The organism is Clostridium aciditolerans (assembly GCF_016316925.1).
Lineage (GTDB): Bacteria > Bacillota > Clostridia > Clostridiales > Clostridiaceae > Clostridium_AM > Clostridium_AM aciditolerans.
The window spans coordinates 137,738-153,560 of the sequence record NZ_JAEEGB010000006.1 but is presented as its reverse complement, the minus strand read 5'-3'; the positions used below and the strand labels follow the sequence as shown (position 1 = coordinate 153,560).

The 15,823-nt window shown below is 30.1% G+C and carries 11 protein-coding genes and 2 pseudogenes; 12 read left to right on the top strand and 1 reads right to left on the bottom strand.

Features of this window, described 5'->3' with window-relative positions; all coding sequences use genetic code 11:
• The first annotated feature begins 385 nt into the window (after positions 1 to 385).
• The 3 genes and pseudogenes from I6U51_RS06385 to I6U51_RS06375 all read left to right on the top strand — a co-directional run bounded on the left by I6U51_RS06385 (position 386) and on the right by I6U51_RS06375 (position 3,517).
• Entirely contained in the window at positions 386 to 805 is a 420-nt protein-coding gene (locus I6U51_RS06385; RefSeq protein WP_211141843.1) for a hypothetical protein, read from the top strand.
• A 531-nt stretch (positions 806 to 1,336) separates the two neighbouring features.
• A pseudogene (locus I6U51_RS24710) lies at positions 1,337 to 1,531 on the top strand (methyl-accepting chemotaxis protein); the annotation flags it as partial.
• 267 nt (positions 1,532 to 1,798) lie between these two features.
• Positions 1,799 to 3,517 (top strand): methyl-accepting chemotaxis protein, encoded by a 1,719-nt coding sequence (locus I6U51_RS06375; RefSeq protein WP_211141841.1) that lies wholly within the window; start codon positions 1,799 to 1,801, stop codon positions 3,515 to 3,517.
• 58 nt (positions 3,518 to 3,575) lie between these two features.
• Here I6U51_RS06375 and I6U51_RS06370 read toward each other — a convergent pair whose 3' ends face one another.
• Complete coding sequence (locus I6U51_RS06370) at positions 3,576 to 4,955, bottom strand: cell wall-binding repeat-containing protein (protein WP_211142000.1); 1,380 nt, start codon at positions 4,953 to 4,955, stop codon at positions 3,576 to 3,578.
• A 292-nt stretch (positions 4,956 to 5,247) separates the two neighbouring features.
• Here I6U51_RS06370 and ade point away from each other — a divergent pair, with 292 nt between their 5' ends.
• The 9 genes and pseudogenes from ade (at position 5,248) to I6U51_RS06325 (ending at position 15,623) form a co-directional block, all read left to right on the top strand.
• Entirely contained in the window at positions 5,248 to 6,963 is a 1,716-nt protein-coding gene (gene ade, locus I6U51_RS06365; protein ID WP_246517127.1) for an adenine deaminase, read from the top strand.
• 101 nt (positions 6,964 to 7,064) lie between these two features.
• Positions 7,065 to 8,528 carry a methyl-accepting chemotaxis protein gene (locus I6U51_RS06360; protein WP_211141840.1) on the top strand — a complete coding sequence of 488 codons (1,464 nt, stop codon included), beginning with the start codon at positions 7,065 to 7,067 and terminating at the stop codon, positions 8,526 to 8,528.
• Positions 8,529 to 8,595: 67 nt separating this feature from the next.
• Positions 8,596 to 9,711, top strand: coding sequence for a 4-hydroxybutyrate dehydrogenase (locus I6U51_RS06355; protein ID WP_211141839.1), 1,116 nt, complete (start codon positions 8,596 to 8,598; stop codon positions 9,709 to 9,711).
• 649 nt (positions 9,712 to 10,360) lie between these two features.
• Positions 10,361 to 12,097, top strand: a complete 1,737-nt coding sequence (locus tag I6U51_RS06350) for a hypothetical protein (RefSeq protein ID WP_211141838.1) — start codon at positions 10,361 to 10,363, stop codon at positions 12,095 to 12,097.
• Positions 12,098 to 12,359: 262 nt separating this feature from the next.
• A complete protein-coding gene (locus I6U51_RS06345) occupies positions 12,360 to 12,536 on the top strand; it encodes a hypothetical protein (RefSeq protein ID WP_211141837.1) in 177 nt (58 codons plus the stop codon).
• A 116-nt stretch (positions 12,537 to 12,652) separates the two neighbouring features.
• Positions 12,653 to 13,486, top strand: a complete 834-nt coding sequence (locus I6U51_RS06340) for a MetQ/NlpA family ABC transporter substrate-binding protein (RefSeq protein ID WP_211141836.1) — start codon at positions 12,653 to 12,655, stop codon at positions 13,484 to 13,486.
• A 90-nt stretch (positions 13,487 to 13,576) separates the two neighbouring features.
• On the top strand, positions 13,577 to 14,590 hold the full coding sequence (locus I6U51_RS06335) for an ATP-binding cassette domain-containing protein (RefSeq protein ID WP_211141835.1): 1,014 nt from the start codon (positions 13,577 to 13,579) through the stop codon (positions 14,588 to 14,590).
• A pseudogene (locus I6U51_RS06330) lies at positions 14,583 to 15,255 on the top strand (methionine ABC transporter permease). Before I6U51_RS06335 ends, I6U51_RS06330 begins: the two are co-directional and overlap by 8 nt.
• Positions 15,256 to 15,323: 68 nt before the next feature.
• Entirely contained in the window at positions 15,324 to 15,623 is a 300-nt protein-coding gene (locus I6U51_RS06325; protein WP_211141998.1) for a DUF169 domain-containing protein, read from the top strand.
• Positions 15,624 to 15,823: the final 200 nt, after the last annotated feature.

The window sequence follows — 15,823 nt, the reverse complement described above, 5'->3', positions numbered from 1 at the left end:
GGATTAGAGGCAAGGAGAAAAGGGAGATTAGGATTAGAGTGGAAAAATAATAGGGCAAAGAGTAGATATAGAAAGGGTTTTAGAAGAATTATATTGAATAGTTTAAGTACTTATCCAAATATTGAATTTAATGTTATAATCGTTATAAATGGGAAGAGGAACACTTGGGAAATTCCAGGCGGGCATAGAGAGGAAAATGAAACTATAGAATCTACTGCTTAAAGAGAATTATTTGATAATATACCAAATGATTTAACATATCCTCTAATTCAATCATTTTTACATAAGAAAGTATTAGAATATCTTAAAGAATTGTAAATATACAATATTTGAATGAGGATAAAACAAGTATGGACAAATAGAAATATTGGGGGATAAGAAATTTATGAAGAGGTTATCGAAGAAAACCTATGTTATCATTGCCATTAGTATTATTATACTTATATATATTATAGGAATGTACAAGTATAGAAAGCCAATTACCATACACAAAACATTTAGTAATGTACTCGTAATAAAACCAGGTACCCAAAATACAGTAAAGGCTGAGATAAATGCGAAAATATATAGAGGAATATACAGGGGGTCAATAATTAGTTTAAACCTTCATTTTATAAATCGAATAGAAGGGAAAATTATAATAGATGATAAGGAGTATAACTTTGAAGGGTATAATGGAGAATCTAAGCTTATTAATATAATAGGCGATGTACATGAAAATAACAAAGATGCTTCAGTTGTTTTTTGGTTTAAAATGAATGATTTGGATTCTATTGAATTATTAAGTAAGGATAGCTCTGGTTAAAAATAGAGAAAATAGAGAAGTTATTGATACTGATAAATTGACTAATTCTGGAGATGATATTTTTCTTAAATATGGTATATCAAATTTTTTTGTAGAACCTCAAAGGCATAGTGAGGGTATAGGTAAATTATTTATATATATTAGAGAGTTTAAGGAATAAAAGAGTAAGTTTTTGAATGTGCCAAGTAGTCTGACTGGATTTGAATTTTATAAAAGAATTCATTACTTTAGCTTACAAGTACAATTTATGTTCAAGGGAAAAATTTAGATAGTTAATTCTATTAAGTAATTTTAAAGTTCATCATCAATGGATACAATATTATTTTGCAGAACTAAAGTATTTACCTTGTTGATGCTGGAAATTTTGATAAAGCAGCAAAACAATATCAGCAGATACCTGCCATAAGAGAGTCAATGACGGACAATCTTAATAAACTTATAAATTCAAATCTTGATAGTGCTAAAACAGCAAATTTAAACAACCATTCTATATACTTAAACAGCAACAGTATTATGACAATATTAATGATAGCCACAATTGGCCAAGTAAGTAACGCAATGCAGAATATGTATGGAGTTGCACAGAAATCATCAGAAAACGCAGAAATAATAAAAACAAGTGTAAATGAAACAACAAAATCAATAGGACAGGTGGCAATAACTGCACAAAGTAAGGGAGAACTTGCACAAAAGCTTAATGAACTGGTACATAAATTTAAGTTATAACTTAGTAAATGTAGAGTTAGAAAAGAATAAGACTAAATTATATTATTATAACTAAAAAACTATGTGTTTCAGTAGGATTTAAAATGAGACTAATGGTATTAAATGAAAAATTAATTCTATAATAATAAATATATTGTGGGTTTTTATGGGATTATTAATCTATATTTGTAATTGAGTTGCATTTTTTGTATTTAATTGTATTTAATTGTATTTAATTGTATTATATGATATAATTTCATTGAAATTATGATTAAAGGGGGATAATTTATGAACTTTGAGAAAATTAAGCTATCTAATAAATTGCTAATTGGATTTTCCTTGATGATTATTTTAGTAATAGGAGTGTCTTCATTAGCAATATATAGATTAAGTCAAATTAATCAAACTGTTGTTAAATTAATCAGTGTAGAAAATAAAAAAGTAGCTTTAGCATACGGTATGAGAGGTAATGTTAATAAAATTGCAATTGGTGTAAGAAATATAGACATTAGCAATGATACAAAATATATGGAGGCACAGAAAAAGATAATAGATGATAATAAAGCGCTTTATGAAGAGAATAAAAAGCAACTTGAAGCTTTGCTCTATACAGAAAAGGGTAAGCAAATATTTAAGGAGATACAAAAGAACGATCAAATTGCATTTTCTGCATTTGACGATGCAGTTAAAAAAGGTATGAAGGCTGGAGTAACAAATCAGGAACTTCAAGATATTCTTAATGGATTGGATAAACCTCAAAATGACTTACTTACAAGTATACAAAATATGCTCGATTTACAAGGGCAATTAACACAGGTAGATGGGGAACTTGCACAAAAAACCACAAATGCTTCTTTAAAATACATAATTATTTTTTTAATAACAAGTATTATTGTAGGGATTTTATTTACATATTTGATTAGAAAAAGTATTGTAAATCAAGTTAAAGAAGTGATGAGCGGTGCATCAAAATTAGCAGAAGGTAATCTTGATTTTCAAATGAATGTAATCGCAAAGGATGAAATAGGACAAACTATTACAGCATTAAATAGTGCTACTGAAAAGCTTAATCAACATATGATCTTAATTAAAAGTGAAAGTAATGCTATTCTCCAAAGTAGTGATTTAGCAAGCAAAATGTTTTCAAAAGTAAGTGATGAAATTGAGCAAATATCAGCAGCTACAGAAGAAATATCAGCAGGCATGGAAGAATCCTCCGCCGCAGTTGAGGAAGTTTCGTCAATGGCGACTACAGTAAAAGAAGAAGTAGCTATTACAGCTAAAAAAGCACAGGAAGGATTAAATGTAGCTTTAAATATACAGGAGAAAGCGGTTTCTATAAATAATGATTCTATCCAAGCAAAAGAAAGTACAGAAAAAATATATGAAGAAACAAAAATAAGCTTAGAAAAAGCATTGCAAGAAGTAACAGTTGTAAATGAAATATCAGAAATGGCAAAAAGCATAGATGCAATATCAAAACAAACTAATCTTCTCGCATTAAATGCGGCCATAGAAGCGGCCAGAGCTGGAGAGCAGGGAAAGGGATTTGCAGTTGTAGCAGAAGAAGTGAGAAAGCTTGCAGAACAATCATCATTAGCAGTTGCAGAGATACAAAATAAGGTAAATACTGTACTAGATTCAGTTGGTAAGCTTTCAAACTCATCACAGGATGTTTTAGTATTTATAGAAAATAATGTTCTTAAAGATTATGATAAGCTAATTTCAATTAGTAATGAATATAAAAATGATGGAGATACAGTAAAAGAAATAATAGGTAAATTTGCAGAGGTTTCTAAAAATATTTCTGATTCTGTTGACCAAATTACAAAAAGCATGGAGGATGTTGCGATTTCGGTATCGGAAGTGGCAAAAACATCCGGTAATATTGCTTCAAGTATTAGCGAAGTTAACAATAAAAATGAGTCAATAATGGTGGAAGCTGATAGTAATGCTAAAAGTGCTATAAAATTAGAAGAACTTATTCAGGAGTTTAATTTAAAGTAAAATATATTAACTAAAAAATTTAAGGTACCATACTGCATATAGAGTATGGTACCTTCTTCTAAGGTCTGTATTCTTGGTACATCTCTGTAACTGTACCATTTTTTAGAGTTATATTAAAAACTGGCTTATCTTTATAATAACCACTTATTATGTCATTAAAATTTTTATCAACATGAAGAATATTTCCAGAAGTATCAAAATCTATTTCATTAATCTTTACACTGTCACCAACTTCTAAAGTAACAGTGCTGCTTATAGACATATCAAAGCCATCATCTGGGATATATTCTCCCAATCCATCATGATCATTCCAAATTACAATATTGCCTGTCCTTTTTTCATAATCTCTTGCTTCATCTAAATCCGTAACCCATTTTACAAAATAACCATCTATATACTTTTTGTTATGCTCTTGATATGCACTCTTTATAATAAATAAAGCTTTTTCATTTCCTTTTAATATATTTTCTGCAGCTTCACTTACAGCGCTTTTTCCACCTAATAATATTAAGTGTGAATAGTTCATACTATCTAAATATCTTTTCTGAGTTACTATATTGCTGCCATCTGTAAGTATAATTGGTGCATTTAATTTAGCAGCAAGTGCACTACCAGATAGGGCATCAGGAAAATTTTCACCATTTGCAATTAGTGCTGTATTCCTATCCAGATTAAAATATTTACATACATTCAAGGAGGTTTCGTATCTATTAATTCCTCCGATTCTTACTATATTGATACCTAGCGAAGGGACTACATTTTTTATTTGATCTATAATGCTGCTGGCTAATGAGCCTTCACCGCCTACTATAAATACTTTGGAAGGTTGAATACTATTTATAACTTCTACAGTTTCAGTAGGTAAGTTATTAGCATCACTCATCAATATAGGATACCCTTTTGATGCTGCGATGCTTGAAACACTCAGCGCATCTGCAAATCCATATCCATTAACTAAAACTAATGGAGTACCTTTTTTTACATTCAAAAAGTTAACTATTGCTTTATTAGTTTCAAACCTAGTAGCGCCACCTAATCTTTTTACATTATATCCTGTTGTTTTAAAATAATTTATATAGCTCTCACTTACTGATCCCTTTCCACCAAGCACATAAATTGTACCGTTACTTGTTAAATGATTTTTTATATAGTTTATTGAATTGAGATTTTCATCTGGTGTTTTATCTACTAGTAAGATTGGTGCATTAAGTTTTTTAGAAAGTACACTTCCAGTCAGTGCATCAGGAAAATCATTTCCGCTTGCAATAATTATATTATCTATCTTATCTTGGCTAAATTTATTTGAAATGTTAACGGATGTTTCATATCGATTTTCACCATATAATCTGCTTATATTGTAATTATTTTTTGCAGAAACTGAACTTGATATAGAAAAACTAATAACTACTGTTGAAAGTATAATTGATAGGTTTTTCAATTTCAATGTAACCCCTCCTAAACTTTTGTATATATATCTATATTTAATGTATTCTCTTCATCATTTATGTATTACAAAATTTTAATAAAATATATGAAAAAGTAATTATATTTTGAAAGTATATAGGATTGTTACAGTTTTATTTATTAAATATTAAAGAATTAATTAAGCTATTGCTATACTATATATAAATTTGGTATCATAGTACTTAAAACATGTAATATTTTATAAAAAAATGTAAATATAGCTAGAATAGAACGGATTTACAGTAACTTAAAGAGGAGGGCATAAAATGAGTGTGGAATTAAAACAAAAAAGAGTAAACGTAGCCATGAAGAAAGAAAAGGCTGATTTAGTAATAAAGAATGCAAATATAATAAATGTATTTACAAAGGAAATAGTTGAGGGTGACATTGCTATTTGCATGGACCAAATAGTAGGGATAGGTAATTATAGTGGTATTAATGAAATTGATGCTAAAGGTAAATATGTATGTCCAGGATTAATTGATAGTCATGTGCATATAGAATCAACTATGGTTACTCCTTCAGAATTTGCTAAAGCTGTTCTACCACATGGGACCACAACAATAATAGCTGATCCACATGAAATTGCAAATGTATGTGGAATTAATGGAATTCACTTCATGTTAAATCAATCTAAATCATTACCTTTAAATGTTTATTTCATGATGCCTTCATGTGTTCCAAGTACTCCTTTTGAAAATAATGGAGCAGTTTTAAGTGCGGAATTAATTGAACCGCTCTTATCAAGTGAAAGAATTTTGGGGCTTGGAGAAGTAATGGATTACCCCTCTGTAGTTAGCGGAAAAGAAGAAATGTTAAAAAAGATTGATTTATTTGATGATAAAATTATAGATGGGCACTCACCTAATTTAACTGGGGAAGCCCTTAATGCTTATCGTGTTGCCGGTATTATGACAGATCATGAATGCACAACTATAGATGAAGTAATAGAGCATTTAAGACTCGGAATGTATTTACAAATAAGGGAAGGCTCTGCTGCTAGAAATCTAGAGAACATAATAAAGGGCATGTTAAGAAAAAATATGGGATTCAATAGATGTATATTTTGTACTGATGATAAACATCTTGAGGACATAAAAAAAGAAGGACATATAAGTTACAACATAAAGAAAGCTATAGCTTGTGGAGTTGGTCCAATTGAAGCAATATGTATGGCTACTATTAATACTGCCCAATGTTATAGGTTAAAAAGACTTGGAGCTATTGCTCCCGGTTATTCTGCAGACTTAATAATATTAGATAGTCTTGATGAGTTTAATATTAATAAAGTTCTGTATCGCGGAGATATTGTATATGACAATAATAAGCTATGCACAGAAATACCTTTAAAAATAGAGGATAGAAATGTTTTTAATACCGTTAGAATTCCAAACATAAGTATAGAGGATTTGAGAATAAGTCTAGAAAAGAATACAGCTACAGTTATAGGTCTAACCTCAAATGAACTTATTACAAAGAAAGAAACAGCAGAAGTTAGAGTTGTAAATGGTGCCTTTGTACAGAATGAACAGTTTTCTAAGGTTGCAGTTATTGAAAGGCATAAATCAACAAAAAATATTGGACTTGGCATAGTAAGTAATTTTAATATTAAAAATGGAGCGATAGCAAGTACCGTTGCTCACGACTCACATAACCTCATTGTTGTAGGTGATAACGATGAAGATATGCTTATTGCTATAGAAGAGTTAAAAAGAGTAAATGGAGGATATACGATTGTAAGCAGAGGAAAGGTAGTTGGTACTCTTGAACTGCCGGTTGCTGGTATAATGAGCAATAGTACTGCTGAATATGTTGAAAACACTCTCAATAGTATGCTTGAAGAAGCATTTAAGCTTGGAATTAATAATGAGATAGATCCCTTTATAACTCTATCATTTTTAGCTCTTCCAGTAATACCGGAAATTAGGATAACAGATCAGGGATTGTTTGATGTTTCGAAATTTGAATTTATAAAATATTAATCAAATGAATTTTATATAAAATAAACAATTAGCATAATGAAATTATAAAATTATACGATAAATAAAAAAGGATAAATAAGGGATGATTAGGGGGAAACAACATGTTTGGGAAAAAAACACAATGTCATGAGGTTACATATATTACAGATTATGTGCAAACTTATCTAAGAGGAGGAAAGCCAGAAAAACCAGTTTTAGAAAAGGATATTCATAAATATATATTTGAATTGTTTAACAGAATTTTAGAATCTGGATCATTAAATAATTCTCTTCTTTTAAAATTAGTTAATGAGTCAGCATCACTTAGCGATTTTGATATAAATATGTCCTTTATTTCAAAAGAATTAAAAAAAGTTGCTCAGCAATTGTCTGAATCTAGTGAATCAAACATGGCAGTAGTTGAGCAAACTACTGCAAATGTAAGCCAAGTAAGCGAGGCAATTATCCATAATACAGAAGTATTAAACGATTTGGTGGAGAAATCCAATAATTTAATTAAAACGAATGATGATAGCAAGAATCAGCTTCAACAAATTAATCAAATAAAAGAAACGGTGGTCAATGATGCGGAAATAATGTCTGACAAAATAAAGGCATTGGAAGAACTATCTTTACAGGTTGATGAGATTGTTGATGGCGTAGGTATGATTGCAGATCAGACAAATCTTCTTGCATTAAATGCTAGTATTGAAGCGGCTCGTGCTGGAGAACATGGACGTGGATTTTCTGTAGTTGCTGATGAAATTCGTAAGTTGGCTGAAGATACAAAGCTTAAGCTTAATAATATGCAAGCTTTTACTAAGGATATTAGAAATGCAACTAATGAAAGTATGAATAGCGTTAATAATACTATAACATCAATGATAGATATGAGTAAAAAAATTGAAAAAGTTAATGTATCTTTTGAAGAAAGCGCCCACAGCCTCGAAACCACTGTAAGTGGCATTACTAGTTTAGCAGGTAGTATGGAGGAGATAACGGCATCCTCTGAAGAAATATCTTCTGCTATGAATATTGTTGCAGGGGAGTCAGAAAAAATTAGCCATATGACAAGAATAGTGTCGGATGACTCTGAAAAAAACCATTATTATGCTAACAATCTTGGTAAAATAGATGACAACATTTCTGAAGTTATAAAAGAATTAGTAGGAATTTTAAATAATGGTACTAGCCCAATTTCAAATGAAGAATTTTTGAATATACTGGAGGATGCTATAAAAGCTCACAAAATGTGGATGAATAAGCTCCAGCAAATGGTTGAAAGTAATGAGACGATACCGATTCAGCATAATGGCATGAAATGTAAGTTTGGACATTTCTACAATTCTATAAATGTTGAGCATCCAAAGATAAAAGATGAATGGCATGGAATAAATGAAAATCATTTACTTTTACACAGCAAAGCACACGAAATAATGGATGCAATAGAAGAAAACAGAAGTGAAGACATCTATGATATATTTAAAGAAGCTAAAGAATTGTCCGATAAGGTAATTTCTACTTTAAATGTTATTGCAGAAAAAGTAAAATCCATTGACGGGAAAATTTTTGAGATGAAGTTATAAAGCATATGAAAAAATAGAAAGTGACAAAGTAAGATTTTAAAATAAACTGCATGGAGAGTGTTGGATCATGAAATTATTTCAGGTAAGAACTCAAGTTTGTAAATTTAATGATTGCAAGGAATTTGCAGAATTCTTTAATATTGGTGAAGGAGATTTTATATTAACTAGTGAATCTACGTATAAATCTTTCATGAGTTCTTTGAATTTAAAAGCAGATGTGATGTTTAAAGGTAAATACGGACAAGGTGAACCATCAGATGAAATGATTAATTTAATTATAAAAGATATGGAAGGCAAGAAGTATAAGAGAATCATTGCTATTGGTGGAGGAACAATTATAGATATAGCTAAGTTACTTGTAATTAAGAATGCAAAGAATACCCTTGATTTATTTGAAAAAAGAATACCATTTGTTAAAGATAAAGAATTGATTATAGTACCTACAACCTGTGGAGCTGGTTCTGAAGTTTCCAATATATCAATAGCTGAAATAAAGGAAAAGAATACAAAGATGGGGCTTGCAGTAGATGAATTATTCCCTGATTATGCGGTGCTTATCTCAGAGCTAGTAAAAGGACTTCCCTATAAGTTTTTCGTAACAAGTTCTATAGATGCATTGATTCATGCTATAGAATCTTTCGTATCACCAAAATCTAATACATATACTGAATTGTTCAGTGTAAAAGCAATAGAATTAATTTTAAATGGATATGTAAAGATATTGGAGAAGGGAAAAGAATATAGAACAGAAATAATTGAGGATTTTCTTTTGGCTAGCAACTATGCCGGAATTGCTTTCAGTAATACAGGAACAGGTCCAGTACATGCACTTTCTTATCCATTAGGAGGTATTTATCACGTTACCCATGGAGAAGCAAACTATCAAATGTTTGTGGAAGTGTTTAAAACATATAATAAAAAACATCCTGAGGGAAAAATTAAGGATATTAATAAAGTATTAGCTAGTATTCTTGGATGTAATACTGATGTAGTATACGAGGAGTTAACAGTTGTTTTAGATAAATTATTATCTAGAAAGCCATTAAAAGAATATGGAATGAAGGCAGAAGAAATTGAAACCTTTACTGACAGTGTAATAGCTAGTCAGCAAAGACTATTGGTAAATAGTTATGTTCCGCTTTCAAGAGAAGACATAATTGGTATATATAAAAATCTATATTAGAATATTGTATAGCAAAAGAGATTAGATAATTTAAAAAGTGTATGCAGGAAATAATCCTGTATGCACTTTTTTCATAAAGTTGTTTGTATTTTAGAATTTATGTCAATATTGAAGACGAAGTAAAATATAACGGGGAAAGTGTTTGTGAAGATGTTGAAGCTAATACAAACTATGCTTATAAAGGTGTTATAATTATTTGCATTAAAAAACAGTTAAATTGAAATTGTGGATTTAGGTATCTGCTTTGGGTATGATGCGTTAAAGAGAATGTTCGGATATTTTTAGTTTAAGAATATAAAATAAAGCTAATTTTTTGATTTTATTATCAAATTGATAATTTTTGCTGTCAAATTGATAATTTTTTATCAAAATGATAATTTTTGTTGTCGGATTGATAGTAAATTATCAATTTTATATTTTTTGATACCAGAACAAGCTTTTATAAAGATTATTATTTTGATATTTTTATAAGTTTTTTGTGAAATATATATAAAATGGTTATAAAAAATGGAGAAAATTAAATTTTATTACAGGAAAAAACAGTATTTGACCTTTGTTTTTGGCATAAAAATTGCTCTATATTTATATAGTAAAAATTTATATCAATATTAGTTTATATAAAATTTATTTGAAGAAAGGTGGAACAACCATGAGTGAAGTAATGAAAACAATGTCTTTTGAAAGAATTCTTGAGCTAGCTCTTCAAGATTATTATACAAAAGGAAAAATATTTGAAGTAGAGGAAAAGGATTTTCATAAGGATATTGATAACAGTATAGAAATGGAGTTTTGTGGAGAATATCTAAGATACCCAGTAGGTCCTGCAGCTGGTCCACATACACAATTAACTCAAAACTTCTTAGCAGCTTATCTAACAGGTTGTAGATATTTTGAACCTAAGACTGTTCAAATAGTAGATGGAAAACAAATGCAAGAAATGATTGCAAGACCATGTATCGATGTTAAAAATGTAGGATACAATGTAGAATGGTCTACAGAGTTAACAGTTGAAGAAGCAAAAGAAGAATATATAAAAGCTTCAGTATTAATGCAAGTTATGGGCATTGAACTTGGACTATCAGATGTAAAGGATTTTATACTAAATATAAGTGTAGGATATGACCTTGAAGGAATTCAATCAAAGAAGATTTCTGACTTTATTGATGACCTTAAAGATGCAAAGGATACTGAAATATTTAAAGAGTGTATAGAAGTATTAAAGAAAAACATAAATAAATTCAAAAGATTTAAACTAGAAGATATAGATAAGATTACTTCAAAGATTACAAATATAGTTACACTTTCTACAATGCACGGATGTAAAGCAAGTGAAATTTTAAATATAGCAAGTCATTTAATATCAAATAAAAAGATAAATACATTACTAAAATGTAATTCTACATTATTAGGATATGATGCTGTAAGAGAAATCTTGGACAACTTAGGTTACAGTGACATAGAATTAAAGAGAGAAGATTTCGATCACGATTTACAATTTGATATGGCTAAGGAAATAATAGCTAAGCTATTAGAAACAGCTAAGGAAAACAATGTAAAATTCGCAGTTAAGTTAACAAATACACTGCCTGTAGTTAACACTAGAAATGTTATGCCAGGGGAAGCTATGTACATGTCTGGAAAACCATTATATCCAATAGCAATAAATGTAGCTAAAAAAATTGCAAATGAGTTTAATGATATAACTATATCTATGTCAGGTGGAATAGATAAAAACAATGTATTAGATGTATTTAATGCTGGAATTGCTCCTATTACTATATCAACATTGTTCTTACAACCAAAAGGATATACAAACAATAATGCTGTATTAAATGAAATGAAAAAAGCAGGACAAGCACCTAAGGGATTAAATCTTGAAGCTTTAAATGCATTAGCTGATAAAGCAAAGAACGATGCTAACTATAAAAACAAAGGTAATGGGAAAGTTTTAGAAGACAAGCTAGAAACTTTTGACTGCTTAAAGAGCTGTGGAATCTGTGTTGACGTATGTCCAAATAGAGCAAATATGAGAGTTGTTGTTGAAGGACTTACAGCTAATTACCAAATAGCTCACGTTGAAAACATGTGTAACGAATGTGGTAACTGTCATATGTTCTGTCCAAGGGGCGGGTTCCCATACCTTAAGAAAACAACTATTTATAAAAATTTAGAAGAATATAAGGATTCAAAGAATACTGGCTTATTGAGAATTGGAGAAGATAAATTCTTGTTAAGAGAAGATGGAAGAGAATATATCTATACAGCTAATTCAAAAGAAGATAAGAGCAAATTAGAAATGACTGTTGAAACAATTTTGAAAGATTATCCTTATTATATTGACAACATAGATGTTCTAAGTGAAGAAGAATTAAAAAATTATGTATAAATAATTTTGATTCCATATTACAGAATTAGAGAAATAAATTATAAGTTAAAAAACTAGGAATTATAGGTTCCTAGTTTTTTGTACGTCCAGCATGTATGCTGAGCGATAGACTGAAAGAAGCCTATGTCGCCTAACCAATGGGAACACAACCTGAGAGCAAATTTTAAAAGCGAGGAGTTATTGAGAGATAGAACATAAAAGAAAGAGTTGAAAGTGCTTTAATAAAAGCTGGAGAATTACTTTAAAAATATAAAAAGCAAAGATGAAGAAATTATCAAAGGGAAAGCAAACTACAGAGAACTTCCAAAAATATTTGCAAATCCTGTGGGAAAGCTTGGAAAACGAATGGACAGGTTGGGCCGGTGAGATTGAGGTGGATACCAGAGATACAGAAGAGTTAGTGGTTATTGAAGTTATATCAAAACTATTGTTAATATAAAAAATAATTATAGTTTCACAGCGACCTATCAGGTTTTACTATTTTACACAGTTTGTCCATTATGTTAGGATAATGACGAAATATTAAATAATTTGCATAAATATGGAGGGATCTTTGTGAAGTTAAAAGTTTTAAAAAAAATATCTTTGTTTGTTTTGCTAGTTCTATCTTTATCTTTTTTTGGATGTTCTAACAAAACTTCTTCTGCAAGTACAACGGATAAAAAGAAAACTATTAAATTAGGTACACTTTCCACAATCAAGCCTTTTACGACAGTTTTAAAAGAAGAGTTGGAAAAAAAAGGTTACAAGGTAGAGGTTGTTATGTTTGATGCAAATAATATGCCTGCTACAGCAACAAAAGATGGAAATATTGATGGATTTATACATAATCACCTTCCTTGGATCCAGACTTTCAATAAGGAAAATAATTCAAAGCTAGAAATGGTTAAGCCTTACCTATTTTATTATCGTACTGCGTTATATTCATCAAAATATAAAAGTATAAACGAGTTCCCTAGTGGTGCGCAAATAGCGATTCCAAACGACCCAACAAATGTTGAAAATAGCTTAGTCATGCTTCAAAAATTAGGTTTAATTACTTTAGGAGAAAAGAAAGACAAGTTCTATACCCCTGCTGACATTGTAAAAAATCCGAAAAATATTAAAATATTAGAAACCGAAATAACTACAACTGCAAGAAGTATAACTGATGCTGCTGCTGTTATATGTCCTTCAACAAGGATAAAAGCTGCTGGCATTGATCCTAAAGCTTTTATTGCTGAAGATACAACTACTGTTAATTTTCCAGTTGGCCTTACAGTAGATTCAAAGAATGTAAATGAACCATGGGTTAAAGATGCAATGGAAATACTTCAATCTGATTCTGTGAGAAAGAAATTTAATGAACTATTTGATGGTACCATGGTTTTATATGATAAACAAAAATAATGTCATTTAAAAGTGAATATAGAAGATATATAAGGAAAGTAGTCATATTCTACTACTTTCCCTTTATTTTATTTAAAAGCAGGTGATAAGGTGATCGTAATTAATAATTTGAAAAAAAAATTTGGATCTCTTAGTGTCCTGGAGGACATAAACCTTACAATTGAAACTGGAAGGATTTATGGTCTTGTTGGCAGGAGTGGTGCAGGAAAATCAACGCTTCTTCGTTGCATTAATGGATTAGAAACCTACGATGAAGGGTCACTTTTAGTTGATGGAATTGAGGTAAAATCATTAAAATATGAAGAGGCAAGAGAATTCAAAAAAGATATAGGAATGATTTTTCAACAATTTTCACTTTTAAGCCGCATGAACGTATATGAGAACATTTCATTTCCTATGAAATGCTGGAAGTATCCAAAAAATAAAATTGATAAAAGAGTAAGAGAACTGGCAGAAATAGTTGGCATAAGTGATAAATTGAATTTTAAACCATCACAGTTGTCAGGTGGACAGAAACAAAGAGTTGCCATAGCACGAGCCCTTTCAATGGACCCGAAAATACTCCTATGCGATGAAGCAACATCAGCGCTTGATCCTAAAACTGCTAAATCAATTGTTTCTTTGTTAAATCAAATTAATCGCCAGCTTGGCATTACAATTGTTATGGTTACTCATCAAATGTCTGTATTAAAAAGTTCTTGCGAAGAAATATCAATACTCGAGAATGGAAAAATTGCAGAGAGTGGTCTTGTTGAAGATATATTTTTGAAACAGCCTAGAGCTCTGATTAATCTTATAGGAGATAAAGATAATGTAATATTCAGCAAAGGTGTAAATATAAAAATTTTACTTTCTAAGAATATTTATGATAAGCCTATAATTACCAAGATGTCTAGGGAACTGCAAATTGATTTTATTATTGCAGACGGAAAGTTAGAAAAGTACAAAGATAGTGTGATGGGTTCAGTGATAGTAAATGTTTCGGAAAATGATAGCAGTAAGGTTATGAAATATTTAGATAGTAACAATGTTAAATGGAGCTTATACAATTCAATTGAATCCGAGTGTGAAATTAGTGAAGAGGAGGACGCCACATATGCTTAGTCAAGTCTTTTGGGCTAATTGGTGGAGATATTTTACGGAAATTATAGCACCTTCTATTATTTCAACCTTTTTCATGCTAGGAGCAACAATGATTTTAGCGCTTTTTGCTGGCTTTATACTAGCAATTGCTCTTGTTGTAACCCGAGATGAAGGTTTAAAACCTAATAAAAGGATTTACAGCATTTTAGATTTTATAGTGAATACGATTCGTTCATTCCCTATTATAATTCTCATAGTAGCTATAACTCCCCTAACTCGATTAGTAGTAGGCACAACTATAGGAGAAAAAGCTGCGATTTTACCTTTAACTATAGCAGCTACTCCATTTATAGCTAAAATTCTGGAAAATGCTTTTATACAAGTAGATAAGCAGCTTATAGAAGCTGCCCGTTCTTTCGGAGCATCAAATACTCAGATTATTATATGGGTAATAATCAAAGAATCAGTTCCATCTATTGTCTCAGGAATTACACTCGCAACAATCTCTTACCTCTCTGCTACTACAATGGCTGGTGCTGTTGGAGCAGGTGGATTAGGGGCTGTAGCTCTTAATTATGGGTATCAAAGCTTTAATAATACAATTTTATATACTTCTGTAATTATACTTTGTATTCTAGATATTTCTTATACAAAGTATTGGTAATTACCTATACAAAAGATTGTAATGTGATTTTATTTGGAGGTAAGACATGGATATAACAAGTCTAAGACAGGCAATTGTTAATCCTTTAAAATATCAGGAAATCAAGCGATATGTTCAGAATCAACCGCTTTTCCCTACCTAAGTAACGGAATTAATACTTCTTTGTTATGTATTGGGACTAGACATAAGGCAGGTTGGAAGGATAATGAATTATCAGTATCATTCCCATTTAATAGTTTTTTCAAAATAACAGAAGGAGTAATGAATACAATAAATATAATGGATAGCAACGCTAAAAAGGAGATAATTGAAAAAAAGCTTCACGAAAATGCTATTGATAATTTTCATATTAAATATAACTTCAATTATTATAATATTAGTATAAAATAACAAAAAAGAGATCTATCTAAAGCTGATTTCTATATTTTATAGTCGTCTGCTTTTTTAATACCTATTAAAACCTTGCGTAATTCGGGCGGTGGTTTTTTGTTCTGTGAAAAAGAAATAAAATTATGGGTTGTTATTTTTTCTGAATAATGATTCTATTTGTAGAAGTATGCTTAAGGCATAAGGAAAAGTTGAACTACTAA